The sequence below is a fragment of the Paenibacillus sp. FSL K6-2859 genome, from assembly GCF_038008265.1.
Taxonomy (GTDB): Bacteria; Bacillota; Bacilli; order Paenibacillales; family Paenibacillaceae; genus Paenibacillus_AQ; species Paenibacillus_AQ nitricinens.
This window is the reverse complement of the sequence record NZ_JBBOYU010000001.1, coordinates 5,239,009-5,261,029: the sequence shown is the minus strand read 5'-3', so window position 1 is coordinate 5,261,029 and position 22,021 is coordinate 5,239,009. Positions and strand designations below refer to the sequence as shown.

Sequence of the window (22,021 nt, the reverse complement as noted above, 5' to 3'; positions counted from 1 at the left end):
GTGGCATCTGATAATAACTTGTTAAAGAACATGAATCTAAAACCGGAAGACTTTCAAAAAGTCGGTGTAGATGAAAAAGAAGCCGAGGTAATTCAGCGGGAGAGTCTCTCTGCCTGGAAAGATTCTTGGCAACGGTTGCGTCAGAACAAAATGGCGATGACCGCGCTTGGGATTCTAGGCTTGATCGTGCTAGCAGCGATTATCGCTCCCTTATTCTCGAAATATAACTATTATTCCAATGACTTGATGAATACCAATAAGCCCCCTTCCTCCGATCACTGGTTTGGAACGGATGATCTTGGACGTGATATTTTCGTTCGTACTTGGTACGGCGCACGGATCTCCTTGATCGTTGGTCTAGCTGCGGCAGCCATCGATTTGTTCATCGGTGTTATCTATGGAGGTATTATGGGCTTCTTCGGCGGCCGTGTAGATAATATCATGAACAAATTCTCCGAAATTTTGTACTCTATTCCTTATCTGCTTGTTGTAATTTTGCTCTTGGTTGTGCTTGAACCAAGTCTTGGTACCATCATCCTAGCCTTAACCATTACGGGTTGGATTACGATGTCGTGGATTGTACGCGGTGAAATTATGCAGCTCAAGAATCGCGAGTTCGTATTGGCTTCCCGTTCCATGGGTGCCGGTTCTGCGAGACTGTTGTTCAAACACCTTCTGCCAAACGCAGTGGGTCCGATTATTGTAACGATTACACTTTCTGTACCAAATGCAATTTTTGCCGAGGCTTTCCTAAGCTTCTTGGGTCTTGGTGTACAAGCTCCTATCGCTTCACTTGGATCTATGATTAACGATTCTCTCACCGGTTGGTTGTACTATCCATGGCGCTTCCTGTTCCCTGCCATTCTGATCAGTTTAACCATGCTTTCTTTCAATATTTTCGGTGATGGTCTTCGTGACGCGCTTGATCCTAAGCTGAAGAAGTAGGAGGGTTATGGATGGAACCTATTTTACAAGTCAAAGATTTGCATGTTTCGTTTTTTGTTAAAGGCGGAGAAGTGCAAGCTGTCCGTGGTATGAATTTTGAAATTGGCAAAGGTGAAACGGTTGCCATCGTCGGCGAGTCCGGCAGCGGTAAGAGTGTAACTGCACAATCGATTATGCGGTTGATCCCTTCCCCACCCTCAAAAGTGAAAAAGGGAGAAATTATTTTCCAAGGACAAAATCTGCTAGACAAAAGCATGAAAGAAATGGAATCCATTCGCGGTAAAGATATTGGCATGATTTTTCAAGACCCGATGACTTCTTTGAACCCAACCATCAAAGTGGGCAAACAGATCACTGAAGTTTTGATTAAACATCAGAAAATGTCAGCGGCCGAAGCGAAAAAGCAAGGTATTGAGATGCTCAAATTAGTTGGCATCTCAAATGCTGAGGCTCGCTTTAACCAATATCCCCACGAGTTTTCAGGCGGTATGCGCCAGCGTGTAATGATTGCAATCGCGCTAGCCTGCCGTCCGGCTTTACTCATAGCGGACGAGCCTACAACGGCTCTTGACGTAACCATTCAGGCGCAGATCATGGAAGTTATGAGAGAGATGCAGCAAAAACTAGGTACCTCCATCATTTTGATTACCCATGATCTTGGCGTCGTTGCCGGTATGTGTGATCGGGTTATTGTAATGTATGCAGGTGAAGTTGTGGAGACCGGAACAAGATGGGAAATCTTTAAGAATCCACAGCATCCATATACCAAAGGTCTGCTGCGCTCAATGCCGCGTCTGGACCAAAAGAAAGGCGAGCCGCTTATTCCGATCATCGGCACACCGCCAGATCTGATCAAGCCGCCGATCGGATGTCCGTTCACCGCGCGTTGCAATGAAGCAATGCATGTTTGCGAACAAATCGATCCCGGCGCCACAGAATTCAGCGAAACGCATATGGCGCGTTGCTGGAATCTGCATTCGATGGCCAAGGAGGTGCAGTACTCTTGAGTAAGAACCTAATAGAGGTAGAAGGTCTTAAGAAATATTTTAATGTAGGTCAAGGCAAGGTTCTTAAGGCTGTTGATAATATTAACTTCACGATCCGTGAGGGCGAGACGCTTGGAATGGTAGGAGAGTCCGGTTGTGGTAAGACTACTGCTGGACGTACAATTCTTCGCTTGTATGAGCCAACTGCCGGAAGTGTGAAATACAATGGTACGGACATTTACAAATTGCCTTCTGGCAAAATGAAAGCTATGCGCCGTGACATGCAGATGATTTTCCAAGATCCGTACGCATCACTTAACCCGCGTTTTACGGTTTCTGATATCATCGGCGAGGCTCTGGACATTCACGGAATGGCTGGTAGCCGTGCAGAACGTAAAAAACGGATCGAAGAGCTGCTCGATATGGTTGGTCTTAACCATGATCACGCTACTCGTTATCCGCATGAATTCTCTGGTGGACAACGCCAACGTATTGGGATTGCCCGTTCGTTAGCGGTAAATCCTAAGTTCATCGTTTGTGATGAGCCGATTTCCGCGCTTGACGTATCCATCCAGGCTCAGGTCGTAAACTTGCTTAAAGAATTGCAAGATCGTCTGGGACTAACTTATCTTTTCATCGCGCATGATCTGTCCATGGTTAAACATATCAGTGATCGCGTAGCAGTTATGTACTTGGGTAAAATGGTAGAATTGGCGGAAAGTGAAGAGCTTTATGCAAATCCTATCCATCCTTATACTAAATCTCTCTTGTCAGCTATTCCAATTCCGGATCCGGAAATTGAAGTGAACAAGAAACGTATTCACTTGCATGATGAGCTTGGTAGTCCTATTTATTCTGCTAACGAAAAGAGCAATGATAGTGACTTTGAATTAGTAGAAGTATCCAAAGGACACTGGGTAAGTAAAAAATTCGCTTAAATCTATAGCGAGTATTAGACAGGCGGGAGCGTTATGCTCTCGCCTCTTGTATGTAGTGGGGATATTTAATAATCATTTTAAAGGAAAAGAAAATAAAACGGCTGCTCTTGCATTGCTTTTTTGCAGGTATGTAATTCTTTTGACGCGGCCCCTGACTTTGGATACAATCATATAGAGTTTACGAACTTGGATTTACATATAACTGCTCAGTAGAACTGGAGGCACTAGCAAATGAATATTGTTAAGGAACCGCTCCCGGGTGGATCTGCACTCGCGCGCGACTATATAGAAAATTTTGAGAAGGTTAGTCATTTGTATGGTGGGGATTTCCGAAGTAAAGAGAGTAGAAGCATTCGGGCAGAATGGCTGGATCGTAGTGAGGGTCTCCGTGCGGACCGGACACAAGTTGCTGCATGTCTGCGACAATATAATGAAAAGCATAACTCACATGATGCAGTGATGGCTTCGCTGGCGCTTTTGGAACAGCCGGGAACATTAGTGGTTACTGGTGGGCAGCAAAGCGGACTTTTTACAGGACCACTGCTTGTAGTATATAAAGCAATGACAACCATTATGGCGGCAAAAGAAGCAGCAGAACAGCTCGGTCGGCCTGTAGTCCCATTATTCTGGATTGCAGGAGAGGATCATGACTGGGACGAAGTGAATCATACGTATGTATTGAATCGTACGCAAGAGATTACAAAGATTAAGATAGAAAAATCAGAGGAGAAACGCTCCTCGGTGAGTAATATTCACGTAGAAGAGGAAAGCTGGCAGCAAGTAGTGGAGCAGCTGGATGCGCTACTTCAAGATAGTGACTTTAAACCGCAAATCATGGAATTTATTCGATCTTCTTCATTTAGATCAGACAGTATGACGGATGCTTTTGCCAAGCTGATGGGTTCTTTATTTGGTAAATTCGGTCTGATCCTGCTTGATTCTGCTGATCCTAACCTTCGTAAGGTAGAAGAGCCTTTCTTCACTTCGCTAATTATGCAGAATGATGCACTGGAAACAGCGTACATGAATTCTGCTTCTGATATCGTAAACGCAGGATATGAGCTTCAAGCTGACGTTACGGCAGGCAATGCCAACCTCTTTTATATACATGAAGGTGTACGATTATTGCTTCATAAGAAAGATGGCGATTTTTCCGATCGCAAGGGCCAGGTATCGTTCACCCGTGATGAACTACTGGAGGAAGTGAAGGTTTATCCGGAACGATTCAGTAACAACGTGCTGACACGTCCGCTTATGCAGGATTATGTGTTGCCGGTTCTAGCTACGGTGCTAGGTCAAGGTGAGATTGCTTATTGGGCCATTCCGCATCATGCGTTTGAGACCATTGGAGGACAAATGCCCCTGATCATCCCGAGAATGTCTTTCACAGTGGTGGAAGGTACGCTTCATAAGCATATGGATAAATACCAACTAAGCTTTGAGGATGTAAGACAGGGTTTAGATCGTAAAAGACATGAGTGGTTGGCTGCACAGGATGAGCTGGGGATTGAACTACGTTTCGAAGAAACTAAAGCTACTTTCTCCGCCATGTACGAACCACTGATTGAGCAGCTTGGAACCATTCAGGCAGGTCTGCTAAAACTAGGGAATAACAATAAAGATAAGATTTTAGATCAGATTACTTTTTTACAAGCGAAAGCTCAAGATGCAATGGCAAAACAGAATGAAGCTGCAATCCGTCAATGGGAGCGAATCGAGCTGTCGTTAATGCCACTGGGTAAACTGCAAGAAAGAGTGTACAATATCATGTATTACTTGAACCGCTACGGACTTCCATGGTTAGATGAGCTGATGGCTATTGAACCTGATTATAGTGGGACGCATCGCATCATTTATATGTAGAGAAGTATTGCTCCATAAAACAAAGTGTATGCTTACGAAGTAAATTTTGTACGAAGTAGATTCAAGAAGTAATGCTCACAAAACAAAGTGTATGCTTACGAAGTAAGTTTTGTACGAAATAGATTCAAGAAGTAATGCTCACAAAACAAAGTGTATGCTTACGAAGTAAGTTTTGTACGAAGTAGATTCAAGAAGTAATGCTCACAAAACAAAGTGTATGCTTACGAAGTAAGTTTTGTACGAAGTAGATTCAAGAAGTAATGCTCACAAAACTTTTAGGAGGTTTCATTATGAGTTCATCAAAACAAAATAGTATCGTGGCGGATATGTCACTCGCATCCGAAGGTCATTTGAAAATCGACTGGGTTCGTCAACATATGCCGGTATTGAACCGTATCCGTGAGCAGTTCGAAGCTGAACAGCCGTTCAAAGGACTGAAAGTCTCCATTACGCTTCATTTGGAAGCTAAAACCGCTTATCTGGCGAAAGTAGTCAAAGCAGGCGGTGCAGAAGTAACCATTACTGGATCCAATCCACTTTCTACACAGGATGATGTATGTGCGGCGCTTGTAGAGGACGGAATTACCGTATTTGCTAAATACAACCCTTCTCCTGAAGAGTTCAAAGCCCTTAATATCAAGGCGCTGGAAAGCAAACCGGATTTGATTATTGATGATGGTGGGGATTTTGCTACCTTGCTACATTCGGAGCGTCCTGATCTAATGGAGAATATTCGTGGGGGTGCTGAAGAAACAACCACCGGCATCATTCGTCTAAAAGCTCTTCAAAAGCAAGGTGTGTTGAAGTTCCCAATGGTCGCAGTAAATGATGCTTATTGCAAATATTTGTTTGATAACCGCTATGGCACAGGCCAATCCGCATGGGATGGAATTATTCGGACGACCAACCTGATCGTTGCTGGCAAAACTGTAGTTGTTGTCGGATACGGCTGGTGTGGTAAAGGTGTTGCTATGCGTGCCAAAGGGTTGGGCGCAAAAGTGGTTGTGACAGAAGTGGATGCTATTAAAGCCGTTGAAGCACATATGGATGGTTTCGAGGTTATGCCTATGCTGGAAGCTGCTAAGGTTGGTGATTTCTTCGTTACAGTAACGGGTAACCGTTATGTCATTCGCGGTGAACATTATGATGTGATGAAGGATGGCGCAATCATGTGCAATGCAGGCCATTTCGACGTTGAAGTGAATAAGCCTGAATTGTCTGAAAGATCCATATCTCAGCGTACTGTTCGGAAAAATATCGAAGAGTACCAGCTTCGCGATGGACGTAAACTATATCTGCTTGCAGAAGGCAGACTTGTAAATCTGGGTGCTGCGGATGGACACCCTGCCGAAATTATGGATACGACTTTTGCGTTACAAGCACTGTCGTTGAAATATGTTAATGATAATTATAAGAGCATAGGCGTAAAAGTTGAGAATGTTCCTTATGAGCTCGATGAGCAGGTAGCACGCTACAAGCTGCAAAGTCTGGGCATTAACATTGATAGCCTGACTTCAGCACAAGTGGATTATTTGGACAGCTGGAATCTGAACGATTAATTACGGAATGCACAACAATAAAGTATATTAACCAAGAGTACCTTGAACTGAAGCAACTTTTGTAAAATATAAGAGAGTATAAGTTTTACGCTATACATTATCCTTATATTTCTCGCATAGACGCTTCGTTGTCCTTATAAGGACGACGAAGGCGTTAATGCTTGAAAAGCCATGCAGCGGACAGGATTCCGATTGCATGGCTTTTTTTATGTGGCGAATTGTGAATTGGGTAATGATCTATTTGATTTAGCAAAAAATTCCTTTCGCCAGAAAAAGGTTTTTGATTTTTAATGGCGAATCTATTATGCTTAAGTGGTGAAAAGTGGGGTAAAGTGGGGATTCGGGGATTAGGGGTGGGAAAAAGGATGTTCATGGGAGAGTATCAACACAGCATTGACGACAAAGGCCGAATTATTATTCCGGCTAAACTCCGTGAATTGCTTGGAACCTCCTTTGTGACGACCCGTGGTCTAGACTCCTGTCTATTTGTTTATCCCATGGAAGAATGGGCAATCATGGAACAAAAGCTAAAAAGCCTTTCACTGATGAAATCAGATGCCCGTGCATTCAGTCGCTTTTTTTTCTCAGGCGCAACAGAATGTGTATGGGATAAGCAGGGAAGGGTAAATCTGCCGGCCAATTTAAGGCAGTATGCCAAACTGGACAAAGACTGTGTTATTCTGGGCGTTTCGAACCGGGTGGAAATCTGGAACAAAGAGCTATGGGAGCAGTACTTCGAACAGTCCGAGGAATCGTTCAACGAAATTGCCGAAAAATTGGTGGATTTCAATTTTGATCTATAAAAACACAATATCGAATACTGTCCTGGAGGGATGCAGCTTGTTTCACCACATCACGGTGCTTAAAGAAGAAGCGACAGAAGGGCTGCACATCAAAAAAGACGGAATCTATGTAGATTGCACTCTCGGTGGAGCAGGCCACAGCGCACTAATCGCTTCCAAACTTAGCGGCGAAGGCCGATTAATCTGTTTGGATCAAGATGATTGGGCTCTGGAGAACGCAAAAGAAAGACTAGCTGAATACGGAGATAAGGTTGTACTCATTAAGACCAATTTCCGTGATCTGGAGAGTGTACTTAAGGATGTGCCCTTTGTACCACAAAAAGATGGCATTCCCCAAGTGGATGGAGTCCTCTTTGATCTTGGCGTATCCTCTCCCCAGTTTGATGAGGGAGAACGCGGATTTAGTTACAATCATGATGCTCCGCTGGACATGCGGATGGATCAGACAGCGCTATTAACGGCTGCTGATATTGTGAATACGTGGTCTGAGCAGGAGATTGCCCGTGTGCTTTTCCAATATGGAGAAGAGAAGTTCTCGCGGAGAATCGCTAAGAAAATTGTAGACAGAAGAGAAGAAAGTCCTGTGGAGACCACAGGAGAATTAGCTGAGCTTATCAAGGAAGGTATTCCGGCGGCAGCACGAAGAACGGGAGGACATCCCGCTAAACGCAGCTTTCAAGGTTTACGGATTGCTGTAAACGACGAGTTGGGTGCTTTTGAAGAAGGATTACATAGCGCAGTACGTTGCCTTGCACCAGAAGGTAGAGTATCCGTTATCACTTTTCATTCGCTCGAGGACCGAATTTGCAAGCAAATACTAAGCAGCTATTTAAGCAGATGTACATGCCCGCCTGACTTTCCGTTTTGTGTATGCGGCGCGAAAGGCACGCTTAAGTTAATCAACCGCAAACCGCTTGTGCCTTCTGAGGAAGAGCTTGAGCTTAATACTCGAGCCCGCTCAGCTAAGCTGCGCATTGCAGAAAAATTGTAATTGACGATAAAGGAGAGTCAGAGATGGCCTATACCCGCGGCAATTTAGCAGTTCAGCCCAAAAGAAAAGAAGAAGTAAACCCCCTTTACCGCGAGAAGACAAAAGTAGTTACCAAACGAAGAGTACTTCCGCTGCAAGAGAAACTTTTGTATATGCTGACGCTAGGAGTATGCGTTTTAGTGGCTATCACCCTGATTTCACGTTACGTTCACATTTATGATTTGAACTTGCAGGCTCAGAAATTAGATAAGGATATAGCGACCGCTAAGAAGCAAATTTCCACGTATGAGATGGAGAAGCAGAATTTGGAGCAGAAGGTTGCCCAAAAGGCAAAGGATCTTGGATATGTAGCACCGGATGAAAATGCTACCATCTTTATTCCGGCGAATCCGATATCGACAGAAGGCGATAATTAGTGAGCGATTGGCAAGATCGCAATAAAAAAATTGTGAGGTTCGCTTATGGTAAAGAGAATAAAACTTCGCACGCTGTTTATAGGAGGGTGTATTACCCTCTTTTTTCTTGTTTTGATAGCTAGAGTCTTCTGGATTCAAGTTATGGAGGGTTCAGAATGGCAAGAAAAGGCTGCTACACTTTGGGCGCACACTTCGACTATCAAAGCCGAGCGAGGAACGATTTCTGACCGTAATGGGAGTGTGCTCGCAAGTGATGTCCCTGCTTATACTGTAGTTGTAAACCCGGCAGTCATTGCTGAAAAGGGAATTGGTGATGAGGTCGTCAAGGGATTGCATGAGCTACTCGGCAAGCCAGAAGATGAGCTGCGGAAGCTGATTGAGGCTAAAGGCGAGGATGGCAAATACCTCAAGAATCGTGAAATTCGTAATGAAGGCTGGAAGATTGATCAGGAACTTGCTGATAAGGTGAAAGAGTTTTATGTAGCCCTGGGTAAAGAGCATAAAATTCAAGAGACCGGGATTGGTCTGGTTAGAGAGCAGAAACGATATTACCCTAAGGGTTCGCTTGCTGCACATATATTAGGCTACACAGATCGGGATGGCAAGGCGATTATGGGTCTGGAAAAGTCCCTGGATGCACAGCTTAAGGGTGCTGATGGCAAGCTGCTTTATCAAAGTGACGGTCAAGGGGTTAAGCTGCCGGATTCAAAAGATACCTATAAACCTGTAGTAAATGGCAGTAATTTCAAGCTTACCATCGACAGTACGATCCAGCAATATATACAAGCGGCCATGGAAAAGGCATATGCGCAATATAAGCCGAAAAGTATGAGTGTCATTGCCGCTGATCCGAATACGATGGAGATTTTGGGGATGGCGAATATGCCCACCTTTGATCCTAATAAGTATATGGATACGGGTGCTGATGCAGCGGGTTTCTACAACCATGCTATCAAATCAACTTATGAACCTGGTTCCACCTTCAAGATTGTTACACTTGCAGCAGCTGTAGAAGAGAAGCTTTTTGATCCCGTAGCAACATTTCTGTCAGGATCTATCAGAATTAAGGGCTACAGTAAGGCATTGCATGATATTAATCGTTCCGGTTGGGGGCAAATCAGCTTCCTGGAAGGTGTGAAGCGGTCTAGTAACGTTCTTTTTGTAAAACTTTATGAAATGCTCGGACAAGATAGACTTTTACAGTATATTGATGATTTTGGCTTTAATGGAAAGACAGGAATCGATTTGCCAGGGGAAGCCAGTGGGGTCGTTAACCCTAACCTTGGGCGTCCTATCGAAATTGCTACACTCGCATATGGGCATGGTAAAGTGCTAGTTACCCCACTTCAACAATTGGTTGCTGTATCTGCGATCGCCAATGGCGGGAAACTGATGACTCCATATGTGGTAAAAGAGGTTACGGACCCAAACACCGGAAATACTAAGGTTACTCAGCCTAGTGTAGTGCGTCAGGTGATTGATGAGGCAAGTGCCAAGCAAACAGGTGAATACTTGGAGCAGGTAGTTGCCGACCAAGTCAAAGGGACAGGACGGAACGCTCACATTGAAGGTTACCGTGTGGCGGGGAAGACAGGAACGGCTATTAAGGTTGAAGGTAAGGACTACGTGAAGTCCAAAGTATTGGTCTCCTTTATTGGTTATGCGCCTGTGAATGATCCGAAAATCGCTGTTATTGTTATTATTGATGAACCGAACGTTGAGGTTGGCGGCGGTAAAGCTGCAGCTCCTGTATTTAAAGAAATCGTATCGCAGTCACTGCAATACATGGGAGTTCCTAAATTAGCAACTGAAACTAGTGATAAGGACAGTAAAAAAACAGTTAAATCGGATGCACCTGTGCTCCGAACTACACCTGATCTGAAGGGAAAAACGATGAAGGAAGCAAGAGAGACGCTTCTGGATCAAGGATTTGATTTTGCTGTTGTCGGTGAAGAAGCTTCTGTGGAAACCCAATATCCAGAGGCTGGAACGAAGCTTTCTCCTGGCCAGCGTATATACCTGTTAAGCAAGCAAGGGGACAAGCCTACTATTCCCAATTTGCACGGAGAGTCGCTGCGCGATGCTCTTGAGGTTCTAACCCTTCTAAAAGTGGAGATAGCGGTAGAAGGCGAAGGATATGTGTCCGAGCAGATTGAAGGAACAAAAAATGGAAAACCACTACTTACATTAAAGCTGAAACCATTCAATGATAATAGTGAAGATGTTCCGGCAACTTCGTCTGCTGATGAGGGTACGGAATCGCAGAGTGGGCCATAGGCTTGTTCTAACCCCAGTTTGTCCCGAATAGTCATGAAGATAAGAGCTCATGTCTATAGGTGAAAGCGGGGGAGAACGGAATGAAGGTTTCGAAGGTCGTAACACGGCGGAGAATGCTATGGACGCTGCTGGGACTGGCAGTGTTATTCGGTTCGCTGGTCGTACGTCTTGCTTACGTGCAATTATCCCAAGGCGAGAAATTAAGTGACAAGGTAGAAGATTCCTTGCGCCGGAATATTCCTTTTACAGCCAAGCGTGGTGAAATTTTGGATCGTGAAGGTATACCGCTGGCCTATAATATCAGTACGCCTACGGTTTATGCGGTGCCTGTGCAGGTGAAGGAGAAGCAAAAGACAGCGCAGCAATTGGCGCCTCTACTTGGGATGACCGAGGAGAAGCTGATGAGCTTGCTGACTAAAAAATCAATGTCGGTGAAACTACAGCCCGGCGGCCGCAAAATTACGATGGAACTTGCCGCGAGCATCCGTGATTTGCAGTTGCCGGGCATCGTTGTCGCTGAGGATAGCAAAAGATATTATCCTTACGGCGATCTTGCCGCGCATATACTAGGCTTTACAGGTATTGATAACCAAGGGATTACCGGCGTCGAGAACATTTACGATAATTTACTTAAAGGAATAGCAGGCAATATTTCGTATTTGTCTGACGCAGGTGGAAGACTCATGCCTGGATCATCGGAGAAGTATTCTGCCCCTCAGGATGGGCTTAATCTGCAATTGACGATTGATAAACAGATTCAATCCATTATGGAACGTGAGCTGGATCAAGCTATGGTGAAATATCAGGCGCAGGGCGCTTGGGCTATAGCGATGAATCCGAAGAATGGTGAAATTCTGGCCATGGCTAGTAGACCGGGTTATGAACCGGGTCTATATAAGGAATATGATCCGCAGATCTATAATCGGAATTTGCCCATTTGGATGACCTACGAGCCTGGTTCGACGTTCAAAATCATCACACTTGCTGCAGCATTGCAAGAAGGTAAGGTAGACCTGCAAAACGATCATTTCTATGATCCTGGGTTTATCGAAGTGGCGGGTGCGAAGCTGCGCTGTTGGAAAAAAGGCGGCCATGGCAGCCAGACCTTCCTTCAGGTGGTTGAGAACTCCTGTAACCCTGGTTTTGTTGCTCTTGGGCAACGGCTGGGCAAAGAAACACTCTTCAAATATATTCGTGATTTTGGTTTCGGCAGCAAAACGGGAATTGATCTAAACGGAGAATCTAATGGGATTCTGTTCAAGCTTAGTCAAGTAGGTCCGGTAGAGCTTTCAACTACGGCCTTTGGCCAAGGGGTCTCGGTTACACCTATTCAGCAGATTGCTGCGGTGTCCGCGGCTATCAATGGTGGTAATCTCTATAAACCACATGTAACAAAGTCATGGGTTAATCCGGAAACGGGAGAGACGGTATCAGAGGTGAAGCCTGAGCTTGTGCGGCAGGTGATTTCGGAGGAGACATCCAAGAAGGTGCGGGCAGCACTTGAGAGCGTGGTTGCCAAAGGCACGGGACGGCCGGCTTTTATCGACGGCTATCGTGTAGGTGGCAAGACGGGTACTGCACAGAAGGTTGTAAATGGACGTTATTCTCCGACAGAGCATATTGTTTCTTTTATTGGCTTTGCGCCGGCGGATGATCCACAGATCGTTGTCTACACTGCAGTGGATAACCCGAAAGGGATTCAATTTGGGGGTGTAGTTGCAGCTCCAATCGTGCAAAATATTTTGGAAGACTCGCTGCACTATATGAAGGTTCCTGAGCGCAGTGATCAGCTTCCAAAAACCTATAAATACGGTGAAACTCCGATTGTGACCGTGCCTGACCTTACAGGTGCAACCGTACAAGATATCTATGAGGATTTAAATATGAATTTTAATCTGGCGCGTTCAGGCTCTGGCAATACGGTCATCAATCAGGCTCCGAAAGCTGGGGCAAGAGTAGAACAGGGCTCAACCATCAGGATTTATATGGGAGCTTCTAGTGAATAATGATAAAGATATAAGGGTTCAGTTTGTATCCGAAAATGTAGAGTGAGGGATTACTATGAAAGTTAATGAATTATCTGCTTGTCTTGCTACTTCGCGTCTATACGGGGACGGGGAGGTGGAGATTACTGATCTTCAGATTGATTCCCGCCGTGTAAGTCCGGGTGATCTGTTTATCTGTTTACCGGGTCACACCGTAGACGGACATAAATTTGCGCCGCAAGCCGTAGCCTCTGGAGCATCTGCTATCGTATGTGAGCATAAGCTAGAGCTTGATATTCCACAGATCGTTGTGGATGACTGCCGTTTTGCGATGTCTGTCATGTCGAATGCCTTCTTTGGCTCACCTAGCAGCCGAATGAGAATGATCGGGGTTACGGGTACAAATGGGAAGACAACTACGACTTATCTTATTGAGCGAATTATGCAAGACCAGAATATGAAGACGGGTCTGATTGGGACCATTCAAATGCGCTATGACGGCAAAAGCTACCCTATGTCAGGGACCACTCCAGAATCACTAGATCTGCAGCGCTCGCTTCATGATATGGCCTCCAAAGGTGTGGAATGTTGCATAATGGAAGTCTCCTCCCATGCGCTTCAGCAAGGACGTGTGAAGGGTGCAGACTTCCGTACAGCAATATTTACGAACTTAACCCAGGATCATCTGGATTATCATCATACAATGGAGGAGTATCGGGCGGTTAAAGGTCTATTCTTCTCTAGACTAGGAAATGTGATCTCTCCTTGGAAAGAAGAACGCAAATATGCGGTGCTTAATGCTGATGATGAGGCGAGCCACTATTTTGCAACCCAAACTGCAGCGGAAGTGATTACATATGGCATTGATAACAACGCTAATGTCCGAGCTTCGCAAATCTCGATCACTGCAAAAGGAACTTTTTTCCATGTAGATACGTTTAAGGGTGAGACGGACATTTCACTTCGTATGGTTGGTAAATTCAATGTCTATAATGCACTTGCGGCGATTACGGCAGCGTTGTTGGAAGATGTGTCACTGTCAGATATCAAGACTAGTCTTGAAGCGATTGATGGTGTAGCTGGACGGGTGGAGTCAGTAGATGAGGGGCAAGACTATGCCGTTATCGTTGACTATGCACATACACCAGACGGGCTGGAAAATGTATTAAAAACAGTCTGCGAATTTGCTACAGGTAAAGTGCTTACTGTGTTTGGCTGTGGAGGAGATAGAGACCGCACGAAACGACCTTTGATGGGTAAGATTGCCGCAAAATATAGCGACATGGTATTCATAACCTCTGACAACCCTCGGACGGAGGACCCTGGGCTCATTCTGAAGGATATAGAAGCAGGGCTAGTAGAGGATGGAGTCACCTCTGACCAGTATCATATGATTGTTGATCGCCGAGAAGCCATTGGGAAGGCTATTGAAATGGCAAGCTCTGGCGATGTAGTATTGATTGCGGGGAAAGGTCATGAGACCTACCAACTGATTGGCGGAGTGGTTCACGATTTCGATGACCGCATCGTCGCTAAAGAAGTTATAAGGGGTCGAATCTATTGATTACAAGAACACTAGGACAAATTGCTGTGATGTGCGCAGGTGAAGTTCCTGCTGCTGAAACTGTGAATATAACTGTTACGGGCGTCGTTACTGACTCCCGTAAGATAACTACAGGTTGCCTGTTTGTTCCTCTAACGGGAGACAAATTCGACGGTCATCATTATGCAGCTACAGCGATTGCTGACGGTGCTGCTGGGACCTTATGGCAGCGTAATAAAGGTCCTGCACCTGAGGGTGGCGGAGTCATTATTGTTGAAGATACGCTACAGGCGCTTCAGAAGCTGTCCGCTTCGTATTTAAATGAGGTCGCTCCGAAGGTTGTCGCTGTTACGGGGAGTAATGGCAAAACTACGACAAAAGATATCATTATGGCCATGCTCGAAATGCAGTACAAGGTGCACAAGACAGAGGGAAACTTCAATAATCATATTGGTCTTCCGCTCACGATTCTATCCATGGCTGAGGATACAGAGATTGCAGTGCTTGAAATGGGTATGAGCTCGCGGGGAGAAATTGCTCTGCTGGCTTCTTTGGCTGCACCAGATGTTGCAGTCATTACTAATATAGGTGAGTCGCATCTGCTGCAACTGGGATCCCGCAAAGAAATCGCCCGTGCCAAGCTGGAAATCGTCGAAGGGCTAAAGCCAGGGGGATTGCTAATTTATAACGGTGATGAACCGCTGCTGACTGAGGTAATGCAAGAGTCCGCTTTTGAGGCTCCGGAGGGGATGGTGTCCTTCCGTTTCGGCCTGAACGGAGATAATGATGATTATCCGACAGGGATGATGTCCCATAATGGTGGTATGACGTTTACGTCAAGCCTTCATAAGGAACATGCTTTTACATTACCGCTGCCAGGCCAGCATAACGTTGTCAACGCGTTGGCTGCACTAGCGGTTGCTCGCCATTTTGGAGTTACAGAACAAAATGTAGAGAATGGGTTAAGTAAGCTAAAGTTGACAGGTATGCGGATTGAAGTGATTCAAACTTCTTCCGGGCTTACCCTTTTGAATGATGCTTATAATGCCAGTCCGACTTCTATGAAGGCGGCCATTGATGTGCTTCAAACTATGAAATGCAGTGGCAAAAAAATCGCAGTACTGGGGGACATGCTGGAACTTGGGCCGGATGAAATAGAGTTTCATAAAGAAATTGGCTACTACCTAGACCCCGCAGTGACTGATTTTGTATATACCTATGGCCCATTGTCAGTCCATATTGCAGAAGCTGCAAAGGAAAGATTCGGAAACGAGCGTGTGCTGGCTTTTACGGATAAGTCAGAATTAACAGCCGTCCTTATCGAGAAAAGCAGCTCCAAGGATATTGTACTATTCAAAGGATCCAGAGGGATGAGGCTTGAGGAAGTTCTTCAGAGCCTGAGTAAAGAGATTAAAGAGACCTAAATAAATGGAGGGGGTGTACCCATGGATTATCAACTATTGTTATTGACTATTGCTGTTTCCTTTATCCTTGCGGTCATTGCCGCTCCGCTCTTCATTCCGCTACTGCGCAGGATGAAATTCGGACAGCAGGTGCGAGATGACGGACCGCAATCCCATTTAAAGAAAGCGGGAACGCCGACGATGGGCGGTATCGTAATCATCGTGGCTTTTACATTGGCTTATCTGAAATTTTCTGTGGTGAATAACGATTTCTACGTACTACTAGTGGCTACGCTTGGTTTTGGACTGATCGGATTTTTGGATGATTATATCAAAATCGTATTCAAGCGTTCTTTGGGCCTTACGGCGCGTCAAAAATTGTTCGGGCAGCTGTTGGTAGGTGCTGTGATGTGCGGTCTGCTGATTTCTGCAGGACATAGCACAAGCATCAGCGTTCCGGGTACTGATTTCAGCTTTGATTGGGGCGGCTTTTTCTACTATCCGTTCATTATTATTATGATGATGGCCGTAACGAATGCTGTTAACTTTACCGATGGAGTAGATGGTTTGCTGTCTGGTGTAAGTGCTATTGCATTGGCAGCTTATGCTGTTGTAGCGATGCAGGCTACGTCAATTGCAGCTGGAGTGTGTGCAGCGGCTATGATCGGGGCCGTTCTTGGATTTCTGGTCTTTAATGCCCATCCTGCTAAGGTATTCATGGGAGATACCGGTTCATTTGGTATTGGCGGTGCGATAGGTGCGATTGCTATTGTCACAAAGAGCGAACTGCTGTTTTTAATTATTGGCGGTGTGTTTGTGGTGGAAATGTTATCAGTCGTGATACAGGTGGTTTCTTTCAAAACCCGTGGCAAACGTGTATTTAGAATGAGCCCGATTCACCATCATTTTGAACTTGGTGGCTGGTCGGAATGGCGTGTGGTAATTTCGTTCTGGGCGGTAAGCTTGATATTAGCTGCTGTTGGACTATTTATTAGCAAGGGGTTGTAGCAAATGAAACATCCAGATATGTACCGTGGTGAAGAAGTTGTTGTGCTTGGACTCGCAAAAAGCGGTGTCCAGGTTGCTAAAGTGCTGCATGATCGAGGCGCTGTAGTTACGGTGAACGATAAAAAGGAAAGAGATCAAAGTCCCGAAGCTTCCGAATTGGAATCTTTGGGAATTTGTGTTATAAGCGGTGGGCATCCGGATGGACTGATTCATGAAGGCGTAAGTCTGGTCATTAAGAATCCAGGCATTCCTTATTCTGCACCTCCTGTACAAAAGGCTCTTGAGCTTGGCATTGAAGTAGTTACAGAGGTAGAGGTTGCATACCGTCTTTGTGCAGCGCCGATAATTGGCATCACGGGATCCAATGGCAAGACGACAACGACGACCTGGGTAGGTCAAATGCTGGAAGCTGCAGGTATGAATCCGATTGTTGCAGGTAACATTGGCACGCCTCTCTGTGAGGCGGCGCAAGAAGCTACAGAGGATAACTGGATGGTGGTCGAACTCAGCAGCTTCCAGCTCAAAGGTACGGAGACTTTCCGCCCCAAAATAGGTTGTTTGTTGAATATTGCGGAGACCCACCTGGATTATCATGGCAGCATGAAGGATTATGTCGATTCCAAATCAAAGCTGTTCGCCAATCAAGTAGCTACGGATACGGCTGTGCTGAACTGGGACGATCCTTTTTGCCGGGAACTGGTACCATATGTGAAGGCTTCGATTCTCCCATTCTCTAGGTCTGAGGAGCTGACCTACGGCGTATTTGTTAGCCCGTCCTATATTACAGGTCAAGATGACGATCTGATGCGTCGCATTATCTATCGCAATTCTGCAGGCCAAGAAACAATCATTGCTGATGTAGATTCCATTAGCCTTCCGGGGCGTTTCAATGTGGAGAATGCACTTGCTGCATGTGGAATTGCCATCGCTGCTGGAGCAGACCCCTCTTTATTGGGTGATGTGCTTGCTTCATTTCGCGGTGTGGAGCACCGGCTGGAGTATGTAGCTGATAAGGCTGGAGTCACTTATTATAATAACTCCAAAGCAACTAACTCCAAAGCGACGATTATGGCACTAACATCCTTCCAGCGTCCCGTAGTGCTGATCGCTGGTGGATTAGATCGTGGCTCCGATTATATGGAGCTGCTGCCAGTCCTGAGCGGCCGAGTCAAAGCGATAGTGGCGTTAGGGGAGACTAGGGACAAGCTAACAAATGTAGCACAGTTGGCAGGATTAAAGCAGATTATCTCCGTCGATAATGGGGAGAGTGCCGCTGCCGTGCTTGAGCAAGCTGTGCAGGAAGCTTCCGCTCTGGCGGAAGAAGGAGATGTTGTTCTTTTGTCTCCTGCCTGTGCAAGCTGGGATATGTTTACATCCTATGAAGAGCGCGGGTGTATTTTTAAAGAGGCGGTGCATAACCTTTAAGTAGGGGGGTGGATAAGCCCCATCCCTACTACGGATGCAAGAGGTGTGCTCCTGATGAACAAAACTCGTCATGCTCCCGATATTTGGTTGCTGATTCCTATTCTATCTTTGCTGGTGATCGGCATGGTGATGGTATACAGCGCCGGGTCCGTTCTGGGCTTCCGCAATTATGGAGATTCGTTTTACTTTGTAAAAAGACAGCTTTTGTTTGCAGGACTAGGCCTAGTCGCAATGTTCGTTACGGCGAATACCGATTACAGGGTGCTGAAAAAGCTGGCTAAGCCGGCACTTCTAATCTGCTTTTTCTTACTTGTTATTGTGCTTATCCCGGGTATTGGTGTAGTACGCGGGGGAGCGCGCAGCTGGCTAGGAATTAGCTCCTTCGGGATCCAGCCTTCTGAATTCATGAAGATGGGGATGATTCTATTCTTAGCCAATTGGCTAGGAAAAGAGGAATACGACATCACTTCCTTCACACGCGGCCTGCTCCCACCGCTTGCGCTCATTGGGTCAGCCTTCGCGTTGATCATGCTCCAGCCGGATTTGGGTACAGGTACTGTCATGTTTGGTGCAGCCTTGATGATGGTTTTTACAGCAGGGGCTAGAATGAAGCATTTACTTTCCCTTGGAGTAGCTGGTGCGGCAGGGTTTGTTGCTTTGATTGCAGCAGCGCCTTACCGGTTGCAGCGGATTACCGCTTTTCTTGATCCATGGTCCGACCCCCTTGGTGCAGGTTACCAGATCATTCAGTCGCTATATGCGATCGGTCCTGGGGGGCTCGGTGGTCTTGGATTAGGAATGAGTCGGCAGAAGTACAGTTATGTGCCTGAGCCACAAACAGATTTTATTTTTTCTATATTGGCCGAGGAGCTGGGGTTTATCGGTGGTTTGGCTGTGTTGATCCTATTTCTTATTCTAATCTGGCGCGGGATGAAGGTGGCGATGAGTCTGCCTGACCGTTTTGGAAGCTATCTGGCCGTTGGCATCGTCTGTATGGTGGCTGTGCAAGTCATTATTAATATTGGTGTTGTTATTGGTCTAATGCCTGTAACGGGCATCACGCTTCCTCTGATTAGCTATGGCGGATCTTCACTTACATTAATGCTAACATCCCTTGGCATTCTATTGAACTTATCCCGTTTTGCGAGGTGAAAGAGATGCGTATCGTATTAAGCGGCGGAGGCACGGGTGGGCATATCTATCCTGCGGTCGCTGTTGCTAGGCAAATGGAGTTGGAAGATAGCAAATCTACCTTCCTGTATATTGGTGGAACGCGCGGCTTAGAGAGCAAGCTTGTTCCTCAAGAGAATATCCCTTTCAAATCTATTGACATCACTGGTTTTCGGCGCAAGCTATCCATAGACAATGTCAAGACCGTGATGCGTTTCTTGAAGGGTGTTAAGGCATCCAAAGAAATGCTAAGAGAATTCAAACCAGATGTTGTGATTGGAACAGGCGGTTATGTGTGTGGTCCAGTCGTTTATGCTGCATCCCGGTTGGGCATCCCTACTTTGATCCATGAACAAAATGCCATACCAGGTCTGACCAATCGCTTTCTGAGTCGGTATGCGAGTACAGTTGCCGTAAGCTTTGAAGGAACAGAGTCCTCTTTTCCGGGCAGCAAAAATGTGATCTATACTGGTAATCCACGTGCTACAACAGTTACTACAGCAAGCCCACAACGTGGGTTCGCATCGCTGGGGATTTCGGATGGCAGTACAGTGGTTTTGGTGGTTGGTGGCAGTCAGGGGGCTAAGGCTATTAATAGAGCCATGATTGAAATGGCCCCTAAAGTGGGTAAGGGTAATGGTGTTCATTATGTGTATGTTACAGGTGAACCCTATTTCGAAGAGACACGGGCGGAATTACGTCAAAAGCTGGGTAGCTTACCAAACTGGTTGCATGTCCTTCCTTATGTTCATAATATGCCAGAGGTGTTGGCTTGTACCTCCTTGATCGTTAATCGGGCGGGAGCATCTTTTCTCGCTGAGATTACAGCGCTGGGTATTCCCTCTGTACTTATTCCATCTCCTAATGTGACGAATAACCATCAGGAGGCGAATGCAAGACAGTTGGAACGTGAAGGTGCTGCTGTGGTACTGCTTGAGAAAGATTTAAACGGCACGGCTCTATTTGAGGCGGTTCAAAAAATCATCGGAACTGAAGCCGTGCGTGAGGAGATGTCAGCGGCCTCCAAACGACTTGGTAAAAGAGATTCTGCGGCAGTAATCACAAGCGAGCTCCGAAGACTTGCAGGTAAGAAGTCTTAAGATATCATCGTTTTCCATACGGGTTTTCCTTATTGGCAGCTCTCTGTCACACACTTGGAGGAACGAACATAGGATAATCCTATAATCGTGACAATCACCCAGGACACTTCCAAACCTGAGATGTAGTGCAGGATATTCTTGAAATATAAGAAAGTATAAGTTTCACGTTATACATCATCCTTATATTTCTCGCTTAAACGCCTATCGTCCTTATAAAGGACGCCGAAGACGTTTATACTTGTACATTTCATATGAGCTTGTAACGGAAGTGTTTGTGGTGGGTGAGCGGTAATCTCGGAGGTGATACATTGGACAAATTGGTGATTGAGGGTGGAAGTCCCCTGTCAGGCACCATTCGTATCCATGGAGCAAAAAATGCGGCGCTGCCGATTCTAGCGGCAAGCCTGCTGGCCGAAGGAGTTCACTCACTGCATAATGTGCCGAAGCTGCTGGACATCGAGACTATGCTAGACATCCTAGATCGGCTGGGCTGCAGGTGCGTGCATCAAGAGGATACGGTGACGATAGATACGTCTGCCGTCGGGACATCTCATATCCCTGAGGATTTAATGCGGCAGATGAGATCTTCTATTTTTCTAATGGGACCGTTGTTATCCAGATTTGGAGAGGTAACGATCTATCAGCCCGGGGGCTGTGCGATCGGAGAGCGTAAAATAGATCTTCATCTACAAGGACTTAAGGCGTTAGGGGCGGAGATCGAGGAGAGCAACGGAAGAATATTCTGTCGGGGTTCTAAGCTTATAGGGAGTGATATTCATCTCGACTATCCAAGTGTAGGAGCAACGGAGAATATTATGATGGCTGCCGCAAAGGCAGAGGGAACAACAACGATATCGGGGGCCGCGAGAGAGCCGGAGATACAGGACCTACAGCAATTTCTAAATAGTATGGGTGCTCAGATTATCGGTGCAGGTACGGACACCATCACAATTCAAGGGGTGAAAAACCTATATCCCTGTACGTACGAGGTGATACCTGACCGGATTGTGGCTGGAACCGTAATGATTGCTGCGGCAGCTACACGAGGAAATGTGACTTTGACACATGCCAACGCGGGGCATCTGACTTCGCTTATTCATGTGCTCAAGCGGGCTGGTGTTCAAATCACAGTGTGCAATGATATAATTAATATCAGTTGTATGGGGCGTCCACGTGCTGTTGAGAGAATTGTGACTTCTCCTTATCCTTCTTTTCCAACCGATCTGCAATCTCAGGTCATGGTGCTGTTGTCACTCGCTGATGGCTTCAGTGTAATCAAGGAGACGGTGTTTGAGGGACGATTCAAGCATGTTGAAGAAATGGCGCGGATGGGCGCTGATATTTCTATTGATATGAATCGTGCGTTTATTCGCGGCGTTCAGAGATTGTATGGTGCTACTGTGGAAGCTACTGATTTGCGTGCAGGTGCGGCTCTGGTCATTGCTGGGCTTGCTGCACAAGGGACTACAGTCGTTGAGCAAGCACACCATATTGACCGCGGGTATGACGGAATAGAGAAGCTGTTTCAGAAGCTTGGCGCGCGTATAAGCCGCAAGGTACCCGTACCGGATCCACTTGATTTGGCCAATTAAAGCTCCCTGTCTCCTTC

General features: G+C 46.0%; 17 protein-coding genes. All 17 read left to right on the top strand.

Annotated features, from left to right (window positions below):
* Nucleotides 1-30: 30 nt before the first annotated feature.
* The 17 genes from MHB64_RS23530 to murA all read left to right on the top strand — a co-directional run bounded on the left by MHB64_RS23530 (nucleotide 31) and on the right by murA (nucleotide 22,004).
* A complete protein-coding gene (locus MHB64_RS23530; RefSeq protein WP_042194363.1) occupies nucleotides 31-945 on the top strand; it encodes an ABC transporter permease in 915 nt (304 codons plus the stop codon).
* An 11-nt stretch (nucleotides 946-956) separates the two neighbouring features.
* Nucleotides 957-1,952, top strand: coding sequence for an ABC transporter ATP-binding protein (locus tag MHB64_RS23525; protein WP_094870344.1), 996 nt, complete (start codon nucleotides 957-959; stop codon nucleotides 1,950-1,952).
* Nucleotides 1,949-2,869: an ABC transporter ATP-binding protein gene (locus tag MHB64_RS23520; RefSeq protein WP_179283636.1), complete on the top strand. Its 921-nt coding sequence runs from the start codon at nucleotides 1,949-1,951 to the stop codon at nucleotides 2,867-2,869. The genes MHB64_RS23525 and MHB64_RS23520 overlap by 4 nt, the downstream gene beginning before the upstream one ends.
* Nucleotides 2,870-3,100: 231 nt before the next feature.
* On the top strand, nucleotides 3,101-4,732 hold the full coding sequence (gene bshC / locus MHB64_RS23515; protein WP_341135483.1) for a bacillithiol biosynthesis cysteine-adding enzyme BshC: 1,632 nt from the start codon (nucleotides 3,101-3,103) through the stop codon (nucleotides 4,730-4,732).
* Between the two features lie 287 nt (nucleotides 4,733-5,019).
* The gene (locus MHB64_RS23510; RefSeq protein WP_280786820.1) at nucleotides 5,020-6,291 is read left to right on the top strand and encodes an adenosylhomocysteinase; all 1,272 of its coding nucleotides are present in this window, start codon (nucleotides 5,020-5,022) and stop codon (nucleotides 6,289-6,291) included.
* Nucleotides 6,292-6,656: 365 nt separating this feature from the next.
* Complete coding sequence (mraZ, locus tag MHB64_RS23505) at nucleotides 6,657-7,094, top strand: division/cell wall cluster transcriptional repressor MraZ (RefSeq protein ID WP_036683674.1); 438 nt, start codon at nucleotides 6,657-6,659, stop codon at nucleotides 7,092-7,094.
* Between the two features lie 37 nt (nucleotides 7,095-7,131).
* Nucleotides 7,132-8,085, top strand: coding sequence for a 16S rRNA (cytosine(1402)-N(4))-methyltransferase RsmH (gene rsmH, locus MHB64_RS23500; RefSeq protein WP_042190866.1), 954 nt, complete (start codon nucleotides 7,132-7,134; stop codon nucleotides 8,083-8,085).
* 23 nt (nucleotides 8,086-8,108) lie between these two features.
* On the top strand, nucleotides 8,109-8,501 hold the full coding sequence (locus MHB64_RS23495; RefSeq protein ID WP_094873081.1) for a septum formation initiator family protein: 393 nt from the start codon (nucleotides 8,109-8,111) through the stop codon (nucleotides 8,499-8,501).
* 45 nt (nucleotides 8,502-8,546) lie between these two features.
* The gene (locus MHB64_RS23490; RefSeq protein WP_341135482.1) at nucleotides 8,547-10,778 is read left to right on the top strand and encodes a penicillin-binding transpeptidase domain-containing protein; all 2,232 of its coding nucleotides are present in this window, start codon (nucleotides 8,547-8,549) and stop codon (nucleotides 10,776-10,778) included.
* 80 nt (nucleotides 10,779-10,858) lie between these two features.
* Nucleotides 10,859-12,784, top strand: coding sequence for a stage V sporulation protein D (locus MHB64_RS23485; protein WP_076284763.1), 1,926 nt, complete (start codon nucleotides 10,859-10,861; stop codon nucleotides 12,782-12,784).
* Between the two features lie 55 nt (nucleotides 12,785-12,839).
* The gene (locus tag MHB64_RS23480) at nucleotides 12,840-14,327 is read left to right on the top strand and encodes a UDP-N-acetylmuramoyl-L-alanyl-D-glutamate--2,6-diaminopimelate ligase (protein ID WP_094877669.1); all 1,488 of its coding nucleotides are present in this window, start codon (nucleotides 12,840-12,842) and stop codon (nucleotides 14,325-14,327) included.
* On the top strand, nucleotides 14,324-15,730 hold the full coding sequence (locus MHB64_RS23475) for a UDP-N-acetylmuramoyl-tripeptide--D-alanyl-D-alanine ligase (protein WP_341135481.1): 1,407 nt from the start codon (nucleotides 14,324-14,326) through the stop codon (nucleotides 15,728-15,730). Before MHB64_RS23480 ends, MHB64_RS23475 begins: the two co-directional genes overlap by 4 nt.
* A 21-nt stretch (nucleotides 15,731-15,751) precedes the next feature.
* Entirely contained in the window at nucleotides 15,752-16,717 is a 966-nt protein-coding gene (gene mraY, locus MHB64_RS23470) for a phospho-N-acetylmuramoyl-pentapeptide-transferase (protein ID WP_042190854.1), read from the top strand.
* Nucleotides 16,718-16,720: 3 nt separating this feature from the next.
* The gene (murD, locus tag MHB64_RS23465) at nucleotides 16,721-18,142 is read left to right on the top strand and encodes a UDP-N-acetylmuramoyl-L-alanine--D-glutamate ligase (RefSeq protein ID WP_094873075.1); all 1,422 of its coding nucleotides are present in this window, start codon (nucleotides 16,721-16,723) and stop codon (nucleotides 18,140-18,142) included.
* 54 nt (nucleotides 18,143-18,196) lie between these two features.
* A complete protein-coding gene (gene spoVE / locus MHB64_RS23460; RefSeq protein WP_042130238.1) occupies nucleotides 18,197-19,294 on the top strand; it encodes a stage V sporulation protein E in 1,098 nt (365 codons plus the stop codon).
* A gap of 5 nt (nucleotides 19,295-19,299) precedes the next feature.
* Nucleotides 19,300-20,412, top strand: coding sequence for an undecaprenyldiphospho-muramoylpentapeptide beta-N-acetylglucosaminyltransferase (murG, locus tag MHB64_RS23455; RefSeq protein ID WP_094873073.1), 1,113 nt, complete (start codon nucleotides 19,300-19,302; stop codon nucleotides 20,410-20,412).
* A gap of 308 nt (nucleotides 20,413-20,720) precedes the next feature.
* Nucleotides 20,721-22,004 (top strand): UDP-N-acetylglucosamine 1-carboxyvinyltransferase, encoded by a 1,284-nt coding sequence (murA, locus tag MHB64_RS23450; protein WP_094873072.1) that lies wholly within the window; start codon nucleotides 20,721-20,723, stop codon nucleotides 22,002-22,004.
* Nucleotides 22,005-22,021 lie beyond the last annotated feature (17 nt).